Below are 17,090 nucleotides of genomic sequence, written 5' to 3' on the forward strand. Positions count from 1 at the left end.
GTGGAGCTCTAACGGAGACTGCAGTGGATTGGTGACGGTGACGGTGCCGGTGCGGCACTGCGGTCTTAGCAGCAGCCGTGCGCCCCGTTGTCAGGTTGGGCGGACCGCTGCGGTGTCGTCTCTTTGAGCATTGTTTCGGCAATGGAGGTACCGAGCCGGTAAGCCTCGTCGACGGATATCACGGAACCGCCGGGGTGGCTGTCAAGCCAAGGCTTGGCTTCTTCAAGCGACGCGAAGAAGTGGACCTGGTTACAGAACGCTGAACGCACCGAGCTCATGTCTTCCGGATTGACCAGGGAGACCACGGCCGTGGCAGGCTCAACGCTCGTCACCCCGGTGGCGTCAACACTTACCCGAACTGGAATGCCAGTCGCCCCGTAGGCCGATTCGATTCTTGCGGACGTTCCGAGGGCGGCTGGCAGGATCAGGGTATCCAGAGCACACCATGTGTAGAGCTGTTCACCGTTAACCTCGAGGCGGTGCGGGGTGGACCGAAGAGTCAGGCCCTGCCCGATAATCCGACCGGACCCGTCGTACTCCGTCTCGGGAACGGCTGCCAGGGCACGGTGAACGTCTTCGGCGGGCCGGCCGGACGCAGCCACCAAGTCTGCAATGTCTACTGCGTCGCCCTGGGCCAGCAGCTTCATGAGCGGCAGCCAGAGCCAGGTTTCAAGTCCTGCATCGCCGGAGGTGAGTCGTTCTGTGACCTGATGGGTTTCATTCGTCATGAGAAGTGCCTTTCTTCGTGAGGTTGAGGTGGTTAGGCGGCGCAGCAGGAAAGCTTGGAAACGTCCGTGTTGTAGGACTGGCAGGCGATCTTGATGCCTTCGGCCATGGTCAGGTAGGGGCTCCACATGGTGGCGACTTGGTCGACGGTCATCCCGGCTTCCAAGATGTAGACGCCGGCAGCGGCGAGATCACCGGCGTCTTTGGCGACGGCAGTGATCCCCACGATCCGCCGTGTCTGGGCGTCGGCGACGATCTTGATGAAGCCGCGAGTATCCCGGTTGACCAGGGCTCGGGGGACGTATTCCAGCGGCAATACCCGGCACTCACAACGGATGCCGGCCGCATTGGCCTCCTTGTCAGTCATACCTACCGCGGCCAGCGCGGGGCTGGTGAAGGTGACTCGGGGGAGGTGACGGTAGTCGACCACCCGTCCGGCATCGGTGAACGCGTTATCCACCACCAGGGATCCGTGGGAGGCGGCCACATACACAAACTGTGGGTGTCCGGTCACGTCCCCGGCACCCCAGATTCGCGGGTTCGAGCTGGCCAACATGCCGTTGACCACAATTTCGCCTTTCTCTCCCACGTTGACGCCGACTGCACCCAGGTTCAGGCCCTCCGTCACGGGGCGTCGCCCTGTGGCGACGAGCAGTTTGCTGGCACGGAACTCTTCCCGCCCGCCTCCCGTTGTGGCCACGGCGACAACCTCGCCGGTGGACTCGTCAAGGTGCACGGCGGACACAGTGGCCCGGCGGATGACCCGCATACCCTCGTCCGCGAAGACGCTCATCAGGGTGCGGGACGCTTCCGGCTCCTCCGCCGAAGCCAGCCGGGAGCGCACCAGCAGTGTCACCGTGGAGCCGAGCCGTGAGAAAAGCTGCGCCTGTTCCAACGCGACGTATCCACCGCCTAGCACCAGCAGCGACTCGGGCACCTCGTCAAGTTCCATGGCCGTCGTGGAAGTCAGGTAGCCCACCTCCTGCAACCCCGCGATCGGAGGCGCCCACGGGGTCGACCCGGTTGCCACCAGGTAGTGGGCGGCGCGCACGGTTTCCACCGACCCATCGAAACCGGTGACGTCCAACACCGGCTCATCAGCAGACCCCGCGAACACGGCAGTGCCTTGGCGTAGCTCCCAGCCGTACTCACCGATCAGGTCCACGTACTTACCGGTGCGCATCGTGTCCACCAGAGAACGCTTGCCACCAATCAGCTCCGACATATTGACTGCGTCAGCGGAGGTAGAGATCCCCGGGAATCGTCCGGAATCCAGTGCAACGTGGCGCGCGTCGGCCGCCGCTAGCAGGGCTTTAGACGGAACGCAGCCCGTGTTCACGCAGGTCCCACCGACTGTTCCGCGCTCAATCATCACCACTCGCTTACCCAAGTTCGTCGCTCGAATGGCGGCAGCAAACGCGGCCCCACCGGAACCGATGATCGCCAAGTCAAAATCAGACGTTGTTGTTTCAGACGTTGTTGCTTCAGACATGAATCCTCCGGAAAAGCTGTGGATGCCCGAACCTGTCTTGGACCAGAACGTGCATGATTTTTTTGTACTGGGCCCAGTCTGCACCTTCCCCTACACTGGAAGGTCAAGTGTGAAAGTTCCCGATATGCGGGCGAGAGGCACAGAGTGCGCATTGGTGAAGTGGCCGCGGCCGTTGGCATGACAACCAAAACCCTGAGATTTTACGAAGACCGGGGACTGCTTCCCGCCGCTCAACGAGCGGCCAACGGGTACCGTTTCTATGGGGACGAAACAGTCACGCGGCTAGATTTCATTCGCCGGAGTCGTGGCGCGGGGCTAACCCTGGACCAAATCAGTGACATCTTGCGCATCCGTGACGCCGGCCAGGCTCCCTGCACGCATGTGAGTGACCTTCTGGCCAGGCAACTGACGGATCTGGACTGGCAGATCGCCGAGCTGGTCGCCCTTAGATCCACTGTCGCCCGATTCCATGACGCCGCCGCCGTCGCTGATCCTGCCGCGTGCGACTCCGAACGAATCTGCAGTTACCTCTGAAACGTTCTCAGCCCAGACGCTCGACGCGCCGCGGCGCTGGGGGCATCGATCAAGTGCTGAATTTATTGCGCATGCCGCGAACGCATTTCCCACCGCGGACTTCGTAATCGAAGGCCTCGAATCCATCGACGCTGGCACTAATTCGGTCGGTGGGGTTCTGTCGTGGCACTCACTCATTCACTACGAGCCCGGCGCGATCCAGGTACCTTTGCGCGAGTTCAGCCGCGTGATCAAGCCTGGAGGCACACTGCTTGCGATCAGCGCGGAGCTGGGCCGCGCCGGCTTCGACGTTCTCGAATCGCATGTGCGGAAGACTGCAGGCCAGCGCCCGCAAGCGGCGGTCAGTGCTCGACGCCAGGATGCTCGCTGAGGGATCCTGTCTGAATGAAGAATAATGACCGCCAGCGAGGCCGAGTCATCTCCTCGAGATTGCATGAGTGCATGCTCGGCCCGGCGGCTGCTAACGCCAAGGGTTTGGGATCCGTGTGCGCGTACGACACCACCCCGGGGGTGCCACCCAACTCCGCGATCACGAGCATTCCCACTAAAAAGCTTGCACGAGCCGTTTTTCCATACCCATCAGTTTTACCCCGGCCACACACTCTACTGACCTCTCTCGGCCTGGGTCGCTGGATCTAACGGGGCGCCTGGATTGTCGGCATCTGCATGCGAATGGAGGCCTGCTGATCATGTAATCCGGTCGATTCCAATCCGGCTGCAGACTCCAGTTGATGACAACCTAAATCGTCCCGCAAGTGGTTCGGCTTGCGGGTACGAAACTCGACCGGTAGCGACGCAAGAAACCCCGTGCGAGGAATGAGCCTCAATGAACTCTCAATGCACGCAAGGCGTTCATCTCCATCCCAAAGAGATTTGGAAATTCCTCGGCTCAGTCTGCGCGGCCCACGGCTTCCGCCGCGTCTATGAAGGCGAACCATTGACCGCGCAGCGCTTCCCTCTGCGTATGATCGATCGCCGTGAGGTCATAGACCTTGCGAGCGGGACCAGACTCGCTTTGCTCCCAGCGTGCGACGATCGCTCCCTCGTCCTCGAGTCGTACCAGCGCGGGATACAGTTGGGCGCCCTTGATGGGTCGAAGCCCCGCCGACGCGAGGGACTGGGAGATGCCATATCCGTGCCGTGGCGCGACCGAAAGCACGTTCAGAATGAGCATCGGCAGGGAGGCCATTCGGACGAAACTCTAATTCTTGTTTCCCGTTCGGGGTTCCGCTACTGCGTACCGATCACGCACTTTCATACCTTCAAAAGCATGGAAGCGCAGGAATCGGTACGCCGTTGCGTACCGATTCCTGCTGTCCGTTGAATTACCTGGCGTCCCGCCCCCGGGCAGCTGACTCGATGAGGTTGTCTCCTGCGACAGCGTTCTCGGACGTTACGGCTTCGGTCCAGGCGCTCGTCGTGGCGACCGCAGCCCAATTGGAGTTCAGGACGGCCATGATTGTCTCGTGCACCCGCTTTGCCGGCGCAGAACCGGCGGAATTCACGATGTCGATGGCTCCGGTTGCATCCGACAGCACCTCAACGGTGAATCCGAGGGGTTCGGCAGCGGCGGCGGAACCGATAACGCAGTTGTTCGTCATGTAGCCCACGATGGTGATTGTGTCGATCCCGCGCTCGCGCAACCATTCCTCGAGGCCAGTACCCGCGAAGATACTGGCGAATGACTTCGTGAAGCGATGGGCCACGTTGTCGGCGCGCTTCGCGATCTCGGGACGCAATTCGAAGGTCGACGACTCCGGCGCGAAGACCGGGAAACCCGCAGGGGATTGATGTTGCCCAACGACGACCGGAATGCCAGCCTGCTCAGCAACGTCCATCGCCTCGGCAATACGAATAAGTGACTCATCGCGTGCGGGGTATTGGATCGGCAGCAGTCCTTCGAAATACTCCTGTTGGGCGTCGATGACGATCAGGGCGCGGCGGGGTGAGGACATGGGATCTCCTTTGGTTGATGTGGTGAGATGGGACTTCCGGCGGATGCCCGGAGGTCTACCAATCAAAACATGGCACTCTCCTGACGTTCTTAGATAAGGGTGCCTGACGCATAGTTGGGGTGCACCCCGGATTGATCTACGGCTGTTGACCGCCTGTGGACTTTGCCGGTCTATGGCGGCGATCTGTGGTCCCTTTATGCCGTTAGTTCCTGATGAAAATGGTGGGTTGGACCCGTCATTCCGGGATACACGGCGCGTCATTGGGGGTCTCGCCGTCAATGACGCCATCAAATTCAGAAGAAAAACCGCCATACAAATCTAAAAGCCACACCCAGAAACCGTGCGGATCACCTTCGGCGCTCCGTGCGTGCCGGGGTGTCCCGGTGGACGTTCGGTTTGCGGGACGTGCGAGTTTTCGCCAAAGAATTATATGGAATAGGCTCAGAAATCGATCTGGGGGCCAACCGTGCACGCACTTCCACTTATGGTTTCGAGAGTTCATCTCGCGGGCGAAGTAAGCATTCATTCTCCAGGCAGGAGGAACCGAACAGCGGCGGTGGTTGGCCTGGTTGCCCTCGTCATCTCAATCGCTGGCTCTGGGGTTCCCGCTTTTTGGAGTGACGAGGTCGCGACGCTTCGGGCGGTCCGGCTCAGTTGGCAGGAGCTCTTTGCGTTTGTCGAACACAAGGATGCGGTGCACGCCGCGTACTATTCCCTCTTAAAGCTATGGGTGGGTATGTTCGGCGAGTCCGAGTTGGCGACACGGTCGCTCTCAGCGCTTGCCGTTGGCGCTGCGGCTGCAGGGCTGGTCGTCTTGGTCACGTCTATGACGAGCCTGAGAGTTGCCGTCATAGCAGGTGTGATATTTGCTGTGCTCCCGCGTACGACCTCCATGGGTATCGAAGCTCGCTCGTTTGCGCTGAGTGCAGCGGTTGCAGTGTGGGTCACCATCGTCCTTCTGGTGGCCGCGCGCACCAGAGACTGGCGCTGGTGGGCCTTTTATACGGTCACTGTCGCAGCCGGAACCTATATTTTCTTGTATACCGTGCTCATCCTCGCCGTTCACTTTGTTTTCTTGCTTCTGGACTATCGCGCGCGCCGCGTGCTCGCGGCGTGGTTGTTCGCCGCATCTAGCGCCGTGGTGGCGGCACTCCCAATTCTTGTTGTGAGCGTTCAGCAGAAGGAGCAGATTGCATGGCTATCCGACCTGCCGGTCGTCACTATATGGACTATTTGCGCGAAGCCAGCGTTTGATAGTTCCTGGCTTGTTGCGGCACTCGCGTGGTGCGCCTTGCTCGTGCTCGCTTTTCGGTGTCGAAGAATCTGGTCAGGACCGCATGGCAGCGCATTTCGGCTTGCTGCGTCCTGGTTTTCAGTTCCGCTTGTTGTACTTCTGACCGCCGATGCCCTTGTCGGCCCCCTGTACAACGCCCGGTATCTCTCCTTCACAGCTCCGGCGGTCGCCGTTCTTTTGGCGATTGCTTTCACGCTATCGGCGCGGGCGATCGTCGTCTGGGCATTGATTGGCGTTCTGGTGTTAGCCAGCGCGCCCACTTACATCTCCCAGCGAGGACCGTTCGCGAAGGACGGCGGCAGTGATCTCTCCCAGATTGCCGACTACATTCACTCCAACGCGGCCCAGGGCGACGGAATTTACTTGCAGGATACTGGCAAATCCACGCTCAGGCCGCGGCTGGCTCTCTACGCCTACCCAACGGCGTTCATCAGCACCGAAGACATTGCATTCGAGGCACCTTTCACGACGACGGGTACTTTTTCCGATGAAACACGATCACTCGATGAGATTAAGTCGAATCTGGTAAGACTCGAACGCATCTGGGTTGTCACGGCTGGCTCAACAGGTACCGATGCTGCCCGGAAGATAAACGCGGCCTTCCACTCGAAGGGGTTCTTCGACACCAGCTCGCACCAAACGAATCGTTCCGTCATCACCCTGTATGAACGCTAACGTGATCCCGAGGGGGGTCTACAGAAAATCACTTGAGAACACTCCTTGAATTACTTGCACGCTGCGGTCTTGGGGATGGACTTCGACAAGGCGCTGACGCGCACAGGTGCCGACGTCCCACAAGAAGTTGGCGGATTCACTTGGCCGTCGCGACATTCGATTTTTGTGAGTTGTAATCACCCATCCAATCGTGGTGGGCGGCCTTCTTTTTGAAGAGCGAAACTGGCCTACTTCTCAACGAGCGCTGACAGCTACGTTGGCGGAGCGTCGGACACGGTTCACGATGCTGGTCCACCTCCCCGGTGCTTGGCGCAGTAGGGTTCGCGATGGGCGGGCTCACCGCCTTCTTTGCTCTGCTCTTGATATCGCTCTTGACAAGGAGATCTTTCGAACTCAGGTCTGTGCTTCGGGCACCAGCGGTACACCGGTAGTCGCCCGGCGATTGACGCGGTCGGCGAGAACAATGGCGATGACACCAAGCAGTACCGTACCGCCGATCCGGGCAAGGCCGTCTAGTCCCATCAGGAGCCAGGTCACCAGATTGGGTCCGTATGTGGTGGCTGAGCCTCCGCCCAGGACTTGCAGTAACAGCCAGGTCACGGTTAGTGCCGCCACGACCCCGGCTGGTACCCAGTTCCACGGAGCCGGCACGGCGCCGAGCCGGGCGATCTGCATGACCGCGACCAATGCGAGAGCGAATTGCACGAACGAGTCTGCGTAGGCGAAAGACATCAGTACGGTCGGAGTGGGGTCGTTCGAGAAGACATCGCCAATAACGCCGTACAGCACAGATCCAAGAAGGAGCCAGAGGGCCAACAAAGCGAGAGCGATAGTGCCGACCGGGCGGCGCGCTGTAACGCTGCCCGCGCCGCGCACGCCGAAAGCGAACACTAACAGGGCTGCGGAGAACAGAGCGGGCCCCACCGTCTCGGCGTACGGGAAGAGCGAAGGCTGCGCGATCACCGTGATAACGACCGAGGCCAACAGTAGCCCCCCGCCGATCAACAACGCGAGGGAGGCGGGTGATACTGGGCGGTCACGAAGCTGTGAGTTTGCCATGCGACCGAGTTTACTCAGAGCGCGCGGCACGTCTAGTCAGGTCACAAGAGAGACGCAGCCGTGATGGATCATGCCCGGCTCGTCCTGCCGGTGCTTCTAAAGTCGAATCATGAACTTTTTCTTCGTGAATAAGCAATACCAAGTGTGAGCACAGACAACAAAGTGATCGAGCGATCGGTCGGTAGCCCGGAAGATTTCGCGACGCTGTTCGACCGGCATGCCGTCAAAGTCCAGCGATATGCGGCTCGGCGGATCAGTCCTCAAGTCGCCGATGACATCGTGTCGGAGACTTTTCTGGTGGCGTTCGACAAGCGCGCCACGTTCGATGTGACGGTAGCGGATGCTCTTCCCTGGTTATTGGGGATCGCGACGACGCTGCTCAAGCAGCACGTTCGTCGGGAAGCGGTCGCGTGGAAGGGCATGGTCGCAGAGATTGCTGCGGGCGTCATTCCCGATGCGATCGAATTAGCGGGCGCGCGCATGGATGCGGAACGGTCCGTGAAACGGATCACCACCGCCCTGCGCCGGCTCTCACCCGGTGACCGTGACGTCGTTCTGCTCTACGCGTGGGGCGATCTTGACTACGCCGGCATCTCTCTCGCGTTGGGTGTCCCGGTCGGTACCGTTCGGTCTCGTCTGAACCGGGCTCGACGCCTTCTTCGCTCTGCTCTTGATATCGCTATTGACAAGGAGATCTTTCATGGACGAACTGACACTGCTTCGCAGCGCTCGATCTGACGTCACCGCCCCCACACCGCACGCGTTGAACGAGGCCCGCTCGGCGTTGTTGACGCACATCGAGGATTCCCGCCGTCCGACGGCGGCGCTGGCGACGCACATGCGGCGGCCTGTGCTGCGACGGATCGCCTACTCGACGTTGGGCACGGCAGCAGCGGCAGCCATTGTCACCGGATTGGTCATGACCGATTTAGTCGGCCTTGCGGGGTGGCGGGGAGGGGCGGATGCCGCGGCCGCGGCCGTGCTCCGTGATACCTCCGGCCTGGCAATCGCGTCGTCTGACCCGATTTTGCAGCCGGGCCAGTATCTTCGGGTGGACACGACCGCTGTCTATGGTGGGGCCGCAGCGGCTGAGGGCAATCGTCAGATCGGATTTCTCACGATCGACGAGGGGCAGATGTATATACCGGCCAACCGTGATGACGATTGGGTGTGGATGCGAGGCCTACGCAAACCGTATCAATCGTTCGGGCCGGAATCGGAAGCGGCCGCCCAAGACGATTGGAATCGCCAACTTGCCAAGCGCGGCACACCTGACTACCAAGAGAATGTCCGCGCACCGGGAGGCACGTTCTATGCGACGAGCAGTCCCAATCTCGACAAGCTGGACGGACTCCCCACCGACCCCTACCGCCTGCTCAACTACATCTACCGCATTACGCTCGGGTCGGGACCGTCCCCCGACGCCGCGGCATTTACTTGGATTGCCGACAGCCTCCGAGGATTTGGCGCCAAGGCTGAGATTCGTGCAGCACTCTACGAGGCCGCGGCGATGATTCCCGGCGTCGTCATCACGGACAGCGCAGCTACGCTGAACGACCGCACCGGGGTGTCCATTGGACGGACGGAACCCAGTGACGGCCTCCGTCATGACATCATCATCGACGCCCGGACGGGCCGACTTATCGGAGAACGCGCCGTACTCGTGGATCCGACGAAAAAATCACCCTTCCCCGTGGGAACGAGCGTCGCGTGGACCGCAATCACTATTACCGTCGTGGACGAAGCGCCCGCGGGCGGCAAACTGTATGGCGACATGGGCTTGCCGGGGTAGCGACGACCGAACTATCGCCCCTGCTACAGCGGAAGCGGCGACTGCATCGGCGGCTGAGTCTCGATACGGGCGAGCGCCGGTCTCCACATACTTTTGCGAGTAGTCCCCGCGAGGTTCTTCACTGCGATCTCAGCTCAAGCAAACCGGCAGAGAGACCTCGATCGCCTTTCCAGGTGCTCCGGTCACCGTTCGGCTTGAGGACGGCTCCGAACCAATTCAGTCACCTCGCCAACGACACGGTCGCCATATCGACTCGAAAAAGGGAGTTATAATTTGAACATGTTCACCGAACACGTTCACTCAAGGGCGCAAGCACGCGACACGTCACGCATAAAAGTTCTGAGCGCTGCGGAGGAGTTGTTTGTGCGGCACGGTTTCGCGTCCACAACCATTCGACAGATCGCCGAAAGCGCTGCGGTCAGCGTTGGCACTGTGATGGCTGTTGCCGACAAGAATGGCCTGCTCGTGGAGATCGTCGATCGGAAGATCGCCAGCATTCAGGCCTCGCCTTTTGACGTGCCGATCGCGCAGGACTCTGCTGCAGAGATTATCGACATACTCGGTTCGTTCGTGCGATTCTTCGCAGCCCAGCCAGATCTGGCGCGCGCTTACACTGCCATTCTTGTTGGCGGGAAACACCCGTCGGTAATCTTCGCGGAGTTGACCGGCGTACTCGTAGAACAGGTATCGAAGGTACTTACTCGCGCGGGCCACCCTGCGGCAGATGCGTCCGCGACAGCCCGCATCATCCACCGCGCATATCTCGGTGAAATCTTCATTTGGGCAGGCCAGGGTAATCCGAACCCGGACAGCACCCTGACTGAGCTCGCGAAAACGGTGCGCTACCTCGTCAACGGAAAGGCCGCCTGAAATGATTCTGCTCCCCGAACCATGGTGGCTTGAAGTTGCTCTTGCTGCAGCCCTGGCAGTCGACGTCGGCATGTCCCTCAAGCCACCACAGTTCATCCGCGACTGCTTGAACGGAGTGGGGTTCCCGCGCCAGTGGTGGTGGACGCTCCTTGTCATCAAATCTCTTGCCGTCACCGGACTGCTCGTCGGGCTCGCCATTCCAGGAATCGGCCTAGCAGCCACGGTCGGCGTCATCGTCTACTTCTCATCCGCAGCCGTAGCCCACATCCGCGCTCGGTTCACCGGCACGGAGCTATGGATCAATTGCCTGGGCTTCCTGGCACTCGCCGTCGCGACCCTGCTCTTCGGGTTTCTCCTCTGACAGGCACGCTACCGGTTCGGTTTACGGGAGGTCTAAGTGACCGGCGCGCCGCCGGCCGTTTCAATCGTTCTGGAACATTGCACTTCCGGCTTTGGGGTTAGCGGCTGCGCCCAACTGCTGGCCGCGTACAGGCGCGGTGCCGCCCTCATGGGATGCTGAATGGTGTCTGAATCGGACCCGGTCCTACATGGCGACTTGGACCAACCATTTTGGTCATTGATCTGAAACCAATAAGGAGCCATAAATCGTGATCCAACTACCCTCGCTTGATAATCACACCGCCCTGATCGTCGTTGACGCTCAGCAAGGATTTGACCAAGTCGAATGGTGGGGACCCCGAAACAACGCCGACTGTGATCAGAACATCGCAGCGTTAGTGAACGAGTGGCACAGGCTTTCGCGACCGGTTGTCTTCGTGCAACATAATTCCTCCAATCCGTTCTCCCCGCTGCACCCCAGCAACCCCGGCCATGCGTTGAAAAGCTACATGTCCGGCACGCCGGATCTATTGGTCCAGAAAACGGTTAACTCAAGTTTTCACGGCACACCCGATCTTGACTCCTGGCTTCGAGAAAACGCCATCTCGACCATTGTGATCTGCGGCATCACCACCAATCACTGCTGCGAAACAACAGCGCGCATTGGCGGAAACTTGGGATACACCGTCTACTTTGTTATAGATGCGACTCACACATTTGACAGGACAGACCTCGAAGGTGGAATGATCAGCGCGGCGGAACTTTCCCGAGTAACCGCGATCAATCTTCACGACGAGTTCGCCACCGTTGTCCTCTCGCACGAACTTCTCAACCGCTGAAAGCGTCCCGTAGGCCGTTCGGCTTGCGGGCAGCAGCGACGCTCTCAGCACAACACGACTACGGGCACGGTGAAGCTAGGTGACGCGCCCACCGAATAGGTGGCACCATCTACTCCTGAAGAATTCGACGCGGCCGGCCGAATGGCTCAGGGGCGCCCTCACCGCCGCAGTGCTCTCTATCGTGAGCGAGGAAGAAACCTACGGGTATCTTGTCGCCCAGCGACTGAAGGCAGGCGGGCTCGGAGTTGTGAAGGGCGGGACCCTCTATCCACTCCTAAGCAGGCTGGAACAGGATGGCGATGTGGTCACGTAGTGGAGGGCAAGCGCAGGTGGCCCTGGACGTAAGTGCTATTCGATATCTCCGACTGGCGAACAGCACCTCAGAACGTTACGAATCGACTGGCAGATCTTCTCTGACCATGCCACGGCCATCATTTCCGGGGAGAAGCTTCAATCATGACCGAAGCAGCACTGGAAAAATATTCGGCGGAGCTTACGGAGATACTCGAACTTCGCGGTGTTCCCGAGGAAGAGATCACGCAGATCGTGCGCGAGGTTGAAAGCCACGCTGCCGAATCCAGTGAGGACCCAGCCTTCGAATTTGGGACACCGAGCGAGTACGCCGACAACTTCGCGCCGAGGTTCCGCATGATCCGTTGGTGGGCACTGATCGTCTCTTCCTCGCCCCGTCGCTCGTGACCGGCTACCTACTCGCTGACGACCTCACCGCTCCAGAGGTGCGCACCGAGGCATCGAGCTGGATCAACACGGCAGTCAACGCTGGTGCCGCTGGTGCCGCCGTCATGGTGGGGTTCGCCATGGACGCCATGGAGCCCCGTCTGGGATTCATCATCGGCGCCGCGGTGTCCTTCATCCTCTTGGTAGCCGCAACCGTGCCGATACTCAGAAACTCCAAATCCGCGCCCATCGAGGATCAATTGCAATCGGCGTAGGTAAAACGAGAACGTACATTGCGCCGAAACCTATGACCACTGGTCAAACCGGATCGGGACCATTCAAGCTGCTCCAGCTTTCCCATCGAGCGCGGCCAACAGCCGTATCGCCGATTACGGGCGATTCGCTCAGCGAATCGACTCGAGCAAAATCACGCCTCGACGCGCCTGTTGGTCGTCCGGCTTGCGGGCTGGTTCACGCCCGTCGGATTGGTGCGAACCCACCCTCGCTTTCGTCAAGGTTTTCCCAAGAGCCGAAGTCCAACATTTGCACATGAACGACTTCCTTTCGCCCACCGCGGTTGCCACCATACGTGAGCCCACCGTTTTTGGTCCTCAACGATGGCGCAGACTGCTGGGCCCGCTAATCGGTCTTGGCGCGCTGTTTCTTGCTGCTGCTGTCATTGTGATCGCAATTCCGGGGGAACAGGCTGAGGGGACGCTGCTCGGCGCTTCCGGAACGGTGTCTGGCGGAATCGCTCGGATCAACGGTGTGATACCGCTGGAGAGCGACGGCTGGCTGCCTGAAGAACCTGCCACTGTCCTCACCGAGTCGGCGGACGATGGGACTCACCGGGTACGCATCATCCTCGAACTGACCGCGCTCGAAGCGGAGGGGCTTGAGTACAGCGCCAACGATTTCACGATCACCGGGCGGGGGGCAGCCAAATCGCGTTTGCTCTGGGCGGACCCAAAATCGGCAATCCTTGCGCAGGGGGAGGTAATCACCGCGACCCAAGTGTTCGAAATTCCCAACCAGGCGATTGACCTGATCCTCGAAACTGACGCGGCCCGATTTGCACTAGGCGCTGGTCACCACACCGGCTGAACTCGCCACTCAATTCAGGGATTGGGTGCGCGAAACTTCGATCTTGTTCTCTCCAACGTCGGGAGTTGATCCTCAATTTTGGGGATACCGAACGCCAAACGCAGGGGATGCCCCGTGCCTGCCTAGATAGCACGATGGGGAGATCGAAAAATCCCATTAAAACCGAGGAATCCCATGACTTTTACTCGTCCCCGGCAAGACAACGACGTCAAAATGTCCATGAAGATCATTGGCGCGCTCACAATACAACGAGGAAACACGGTGCTTCACGCCCAAGATTTAGGGGGGCCTAAGCCTCGACAAATCCTGGAGATCCTGCTCATCAACTTTGGCCGCCCCGTCTCCAAAAACAGCCTCATTGATCTTTTGTGGAGCGATGCTCCCCCACAAAAAGCCATGGTGTCCGTTGAAAGTTACGTCAGTGTGCTGAGACGGCACTTGCAGCCGGGGTACGGGAAAACCGGGCCGCTGCGCACGACGACGGGTGGCTACCTGATCGACAGTACGACAGTTGATCTTGACCTGGCCCGATTTGACTCGCTGGTGCGCGAAGCGCAGTGGGTGAGCGCAGACGCCGCATACCCGCTCCTGCTGGATGCGCTCGCGCTTGCTACCGTTCCCCTTTTCACTGACGAGTTGACTCCGGTGTGGGCAGAGGAGGAGCGCCGCAGGCACGCCGCTGTCGTGACCAACACTCGCGTGTACGCGTCTGCTTTGGCTGCCGCCACCGGCAGGACCGGTGAGTCCATTTTCTGGGCGAATCAGGCTCTCCTCAATGACCCGTTGAATGAGGCTGCGTGGACTGCGGTAATCCTAGGGTTCGAGAAAGATGGCCAGCTCGCCGAGGGGCTCAGGGAATTCGCGCGCTACCGGTCGATGCTCGACCGTGAGCTCGGGTGCGCGCCCAGCGCGACCCTGCGAGAGGCTTACTCGCGGATGCTCATGGCTACGGCGAACAGTCACAGTGACCTCTCGGATGCGGTGACCGCGCTCCTTGTGCTGAACAACCAATTGTCACGCATCACGAACGGGAGCGTGCGACCACACGAGGGGTCGGATGACTCATACGCGCGGGCTGCGGTGCGAGCGGCGCAGCAGGTGCTTTCCTCGTTTCTGCGCCGGGTCAACGAAGCGGCGTGAAGCACATCTGCCGATAGCAGGGTTTCTATAAGGACGGTGAGAGAACTTTAGGCACACACGAATTTTCGAGGAGAACTCATGACAATCACACGCCGTCAAGTGTTGCTAATAGGTGGGATCGGTGCTGCGGGTGCTGCAGGTGCCCTCTGGCTGCCGCGCGAAACACTGAACGCGAAATCTATCAGCCGTCTTCCCTACAGCGAGATGCCGAGGCCGTTCAGAACGCCCCTCGTGCAGGCACCCATCCTTCGCCCCACCCGGGTCGAAATCGACCCGCTCGACGGCGCGCCAGTGAACTATTACTCTGTGTCCGAAATCGCCGCGAGTGCATCGATCTTGCCGCGCCTGAAAACGCCAATTCTTGGCTATAACGGGATTTTTCCCGGACCGACCCTCAGCGTCGACCAAGGAACGAAGGTGGTGCTCCGAGTGCGCAACAAGCTGCCGGCCACCCATCCGCTCGATGGTCATGCCTTGTCAACGTCGACGCATTTGCACGGCTCGGCGTCGTTGCCGCAGTACGACGGATATGCGAGTGACATCACGCCTCCAGGTTTTTACAAGGACTACCACTACCCCAACTTCCAGCCCGCACGCACCCTCTGGTATCACGATCACGGGGTGCATAACACGGCGCAGAATGCCTACTCGGGCCTTGCCGGACAGTATCACTTGCACGATCCCCTGGAACGGGCTCTTCTGCCTCAAGGGCCTTTCGATGTGCCGCTCACCATAACTGACGCAATGTTCGCAGTAGATGGCTCACTCGGGTATGACGACAACGACCACTCGGGTCTGTGGGGCGATGTCATTCTGGTGAACGGCAAGCCGTGGCCGGTGATGAAGGTACAGAAACGCGTTTACCGGTTCCGAATTCTGAACGCCAGCATTTCGCGTTCCCTCAGGCCTACGCTCAGCACGGGTGATCCTCTCGTAATTGTTGGCACAGACGGTGGGCTTATGCCGCGGTCCCGCAGCGTCGCAAACTACCGACACGCGGGGGCAGAGCGGTACGAAATCCTCATCGACTTTCGCAAGTACCAGACTGGTCAACGGATCGAGCTCCGGAACCTTTCCAACAAGAACAACGTTGACTACGATTTCACCAGTAAAATCATGGCGTTCGACGTGGTCGGCGACCCGGTTGACACCATGGATCCGACTTGGAACACCATTCCGACGACCCTGGTTGGCAGCGAAGTCATGAGCCTCACTGCCGCGCAATCAACCAAGACTCGGCATTTTCGGGTGAAGCGCAATGATTTGACCAACCTGTGGACCATCGATGACGGTTCCTGGCAGGCAGTCGTCGAGAGTGGCTTCACTAAGGTGGCCGCCAACCCCGCGCTTGACGCGACAGAAATCTGGGAATTCGAGAATAGTTCTGGGGGATGGTTTCACCCCATTCATATTCACCTCGTGGACTTTCAGATCCTCGGCCGCAATGGCAGAGCGCCGTTTCCAGCCGAGATGGGGCCCAAGGACGTCGTCTACGTGGGAGAGGGCGAAACCGTCAGGCTGCTCATGAAGTTCGGCCCGCATCGGGGCAAGTACATGATTCACTGCCACAACCTTCCCCACGAGGACCACGACATGATGGTGCAGTTCAGCGTCGGGCTAGCCGCAACCGACGTCGACCCCAACGACCCGATTTCGGCGGCACCTCCGGTATGGGACACCCAGGTATAGCGACTAAGGCACCCACCAGAATCATCTCGGTGATTATGGTGGGTGCCATTGTCATGCTCGCACTTCGCGTGTGGGTGGCCGCGCCGATGACGGTGGTTTCCGACAGCATGGAACCCACAGTGATGCAGGGCAGCATCGTTCTCGTTCATTCTGCGGCACCGTCGCTTGACGGCCCAACCGTGGGCCAAATCGTGGTCTTTCGCAGCCCTGAGGACGGCAAGCGCACGTTGAAACGTGTGGCTGGTGCCGCAGGACAAACTGTCGCTATTCGAGACGGCGCACTTTACGTTGACGGCGCACTCATCGTTGAGCAGTATGTGGACTCTCGCCAGATCGACGGAACGTTCTTTCACCGAGTTACAGTGCCCGCCGGCCATCTTTTCGTGCTCGGAGACAATCGCGCGATTTCGATCGACTCAAGGGATTACGGTTTCATTCCCATCGCCGACGTGGCAGGCACGGTTCTCTGGCCGTGGTGAGCGATCACCCAGCTGTGCTCGAATCAGCTTGAAAACGGGTCTCCTAACTCTTCCGCGATCAATTGCGTCCGCAGACTTTCTGTTTGTGGCCGCCGAGGCTGAGCAGGGTAAGGGCGATGGGGGCATCGGGTGATGTTGTGCCCAAAGCAATTGCGCAGGGGCGGGGCGGCACCATTTGCGGTGGCGACGGCCTCTCAACGCAAACTGAAAATGGGGCCAGTATCGCGGCGGTTTCTAGGGGGCGTTGCAACGCCGGGTGGTCTATTCAGTGATCAGTAGCCTAGTGAAGCGTTCGGCGGGGGATGAGATCACCCTCCCGGTTGCCGGGCACGGATCGGTCCTCTACCTCTGGGGGACGATCGCAGATCATGGTCATGCAAATCGGGATCGGCGTGCCTCGCTGCTTCTTCGTGGTTTGCGTCGTG

20 protein-coding genes are annotated in these 17,090 nt (G+C 59.9%); 15 read left to right on the top strand and 5 right to left on the bottom strand.

Going from position 1 to position 17,090, the window contains the following annotated elements; translation table 11 throughout:
• Positions 1 to 65: 65 nt before the first annotated feature.
• Together merB and merA are read right to left on the bottom strand one after the other, a co-directional pair.
• Positions 66 to 728: an organomercurial lyase MerB gene (gene merB, locus CXY83_RS11085; protein ID WP_104197392.1), complete on the bottom strand. Its 663-nt coding sequence runs from the start codon at positions 726 to 728 to the stop codon at positions 66 to 68.
• Positions 729 to 760: 32 nt separating this feature from the next.
• A complete protein-coding gene (gene merA, locus CXY83_RS11090; RefSeq protein ID WP_104197393.1) occupies positions 761 to 2,218 on the bottom strand; it encodes a mercury(II) reductase in 1,458 nt (485 codons plus the stop codon).
• Between the two features lie 144 nt (positions 2,219 to 2,362).
• Between merA and CXY83_RS11095 the strand changes: the two genes are divergently transcribed.
• On the top strand, positions 2,363 to 2,752 hold the full coding sequence (locus tag CXY83_RS11095) for a heavy metal-responsive transcriptional regulator (RefSeq protein ID WP_104197394.1): 390 nt from the start codon (positions 2,363 to 2,365) through the stop codon (positions 2,750 to 2,752).
• Positions 2,688 to 3,122 carry a class I SAM-dependent methyltransferase gene (locus CXY83_RS11100; protein WP_104197395.1) on the top strand — a complete coding sequence of 145 codons (435 nt, stop codon included), beginning with the start codon at positions 2,688 to 2,690 and terminating at the stop codon, positions 3,120 to 3,122. The genes CXY83_RS11095 and CXY83_RS11100 overlap by 65 nt, the downstream gene beginning before the upstream one ends.
• Positions 3,123 to 3,641: 519 nt before the next feature.
• Here the strand turns inward: CXY83_RS11100 and CXY83_RS11105 are convergent.
• Positions 3,642 to 3,941 (bottom strand): PadR family transcriptional regulator, encoded by a 300-nt coding sequence (locus CXY83_RS11105; RefSeq protein ID WP_233200804.1) that lies wholly within the window; start codon positions 3,939 to 3,941, stop codon positions 3,642 to 3,644.
• Positions 3,942 to 4,077: 136 nt separating this feature from the next.
• A complete protein-coding gene (locus tag CXY83_RS11110) occupies positions 4,078 to 4,707 on the bottom strand; it encodes a cysteine hydrolase family protein (protein WP_104197396.1) in 630 nt (209 codons plus the stop codon).
• 556 nt (positions 4,708 to 5,263) lie between these two features.
• Here CXY83_RS11110 and CXY83_RS11115 point away from each other — a divergent pair.
• On the top strand, positions 5,264 to 6,676 hold the full coding sequence (locus CXY83_RS11115) for a glycosyltransferase family 39 protein (RefSeq protein ID WP_104197397.1): 1,413 nt from the start codon (positions 5,264 to 5,266) through the stop codon (positions 6,674 to 6,676).
• Positions 6,677 to 7,069: 393 nt separating this feature from the next.
• Here CXY83_RS11115 and CXY83_RS11120 read toward each other — a convergent pair whose 3' ends face one another.
• Positions 7,070 to 7,735, bottom strand: a complete 666-nt coding sequence (locus CXY83_RS11120) for a hypothetical protein (protein ID WP_104197398.1) — start codon at positions 7,733 to 7,735, stop codon at positions 7,070 to 7,072.
• A 144-nt stretch (positions 7,736 to 7,879) separates the two neighbouring features.
• Between CXY83_RS11120 and CXY83_RS11125 the strand changes: the two genes are divergently transcribed.
• The 12 genes from CXY83_RS11125 (at position 7,880) to lepB (ending at position 16,665) form a co-directional block, all read left to right on the top strand.
• Complete coding sequence (locus CXY83_RS11125) at positions 7,880 to 8,473, top strand: RNA polymerase sigma factor (RefSeq protein ID WP_233200805.1); 594 nt, start codon at positions 7,880 to 7,882, stop codon at positions 8,471 to 8,473.
• Positions 8,436 to 9,527 carry a CU044_5270 family protein gene (locus CXY83_RS11130; protein WP_104197399.1) on the top strand — a complete coding sequence of 364 codons (1,092 nt, stop codon included), beginning with the start codon at positions 8,436 to 8,438 and terminating at the stop codon, positions 9,525 to 9,527. Before CXY83_RS11125 ends, CXY83_RS11130 begins: the two co-directional genes overlap by 38 nt.
• Positions 9,528 to 9,806: 279 nt before the next feature.
• Positions 9,807 to 10,397 carry a TetR/AcrR family transcriptional regulator gene (locus tag CXY83_RS11135; protein WP_104197400.1) on the top strand — a complete coding sequence of 197 codons (591 nt, stop codon included), beginning with the start codon at positions 9,807 to 9,809 and terminating at the stop codon, positions 10,395 to 10,397.
• A gap of 1 nt (position 10,398) precedes the next feature.
• Entirely contained in the window at positions 10,399 to 10,758 is a 360-nt protein-coding gene (locus CXY83_RS11140) for a DoxX family protein (RefSeq protein WP_104197401.1), read from the top strand.
• 247 nt (positions 10,759 to 11,005) lie between these two features.
• Positions 11,006 to 11,575, top strand: coding sequence for a cysteine hydrolase family protein (locus CXY83_RS11145; RefSeq protein ID WP_233200806.1), 570 nt, complete (start codon positions 11,006 to 11,008; stop codon positions 11,573 to 11,575).
• Between the two features lie 181 nt (positions 11,576 to 11,756).
• Positions 11,757 to 11,888, top strand: a complete 132-nt coding sequence (locus CXY83_RS18155; RefSeq protein ID WP_233200839.1) for a helix-turn-helix transcriptional regulator — start codon at positions 11,757 to 11,759, stop codon at positions 11,886 to 11,888.
• A 143-nt stretch (positions 11,889 to 12,031) separates the two neighbouring features.
• A complete protein-coding gene (locus CXY83_RS11155; protein ID WP_104197402.1) occupies positions 12,032 to 12,274 on the top strand; it encodes a hypothetical protein in 243 nt (80 codons plus the stop codon).
• Complete coding sequence (locus CXY83_RS11160; protein WP_146069917.1) at positions 12,235 to 12,528, top strand: hypothetical protein; 294 nt, start codon at positions 12,235 to 12,237, stop codon at positions 12,526 to 12,528. The genes CXY83_RS11155 and CXY83_RS11160 overlap by 40 nt, the downstream gene beginning before the upstream one ends.
• 274 nt (positions 12,529 to 12,802) lie before the next feature.
• Positions 12,803 to 13,357 carry a hypothetical protein gene (locus CXY83_RS11165; protein ID WP_104197404.1) on the top strand — a complete coding sequence of 185 codons (555 nt, stop codon included), beginning with the start codon at positions 12,803 to 12,805 and terminating at the stop codon, positions 13,355 to 13,357.
• 174 nt (positions 13,358 to 13,531) lie between these two features.
• The gene (locus CXY83_RS11170) at positions 13,532 to 14,497 is read left to right on the top strand and encodes a BTAD domain-containing putative transcriptional regulator (RefSeq protein WP_104197405.1); all 966 of its coding nucleotides are present in this window, start codon (positions 13,532 to 13,534) and stop codon (positions 14,495 to 14,497) included.
• 78 nt (positions 14,498 to 14,575) lie between these two features.
• Complete coding sequence (locus tag CXY83_RS11175; RefSeq protein ID WP_104197406.1) at positions 14,576 to 16,186, top strand: multicopper oxidase family protein; 1,611 nt, start codon at positions 14,576 to 14,578, stop codon at positions 16,184 to 16,186.
• Positions 16,168 to 16,665, top strand: a complete 498-nt coding sequence (gene lepB, locus CXY83_RS11180; protein WP_255408765.1) for a signal peptidase I — start codon at positions 16,168 to 16,170, stop codon at positions 16,663 to 16,665. Before CXY83_RS11175 ends, lepB begins: the two co-directional genes overlap by 19 nt.
• Positions 16,666 to 17,090 lie beyond the last annotated feature (425 nt).

The organism is Cryobacterium sp. M15 (assembly GCF_002929675.1).
Lineage (GTDB): Bacteria > Actinomycetota > Actinomycetes > Actinomycetales > Microbacteriaceae > Cryobacterium > Cryobacterium lyxosi.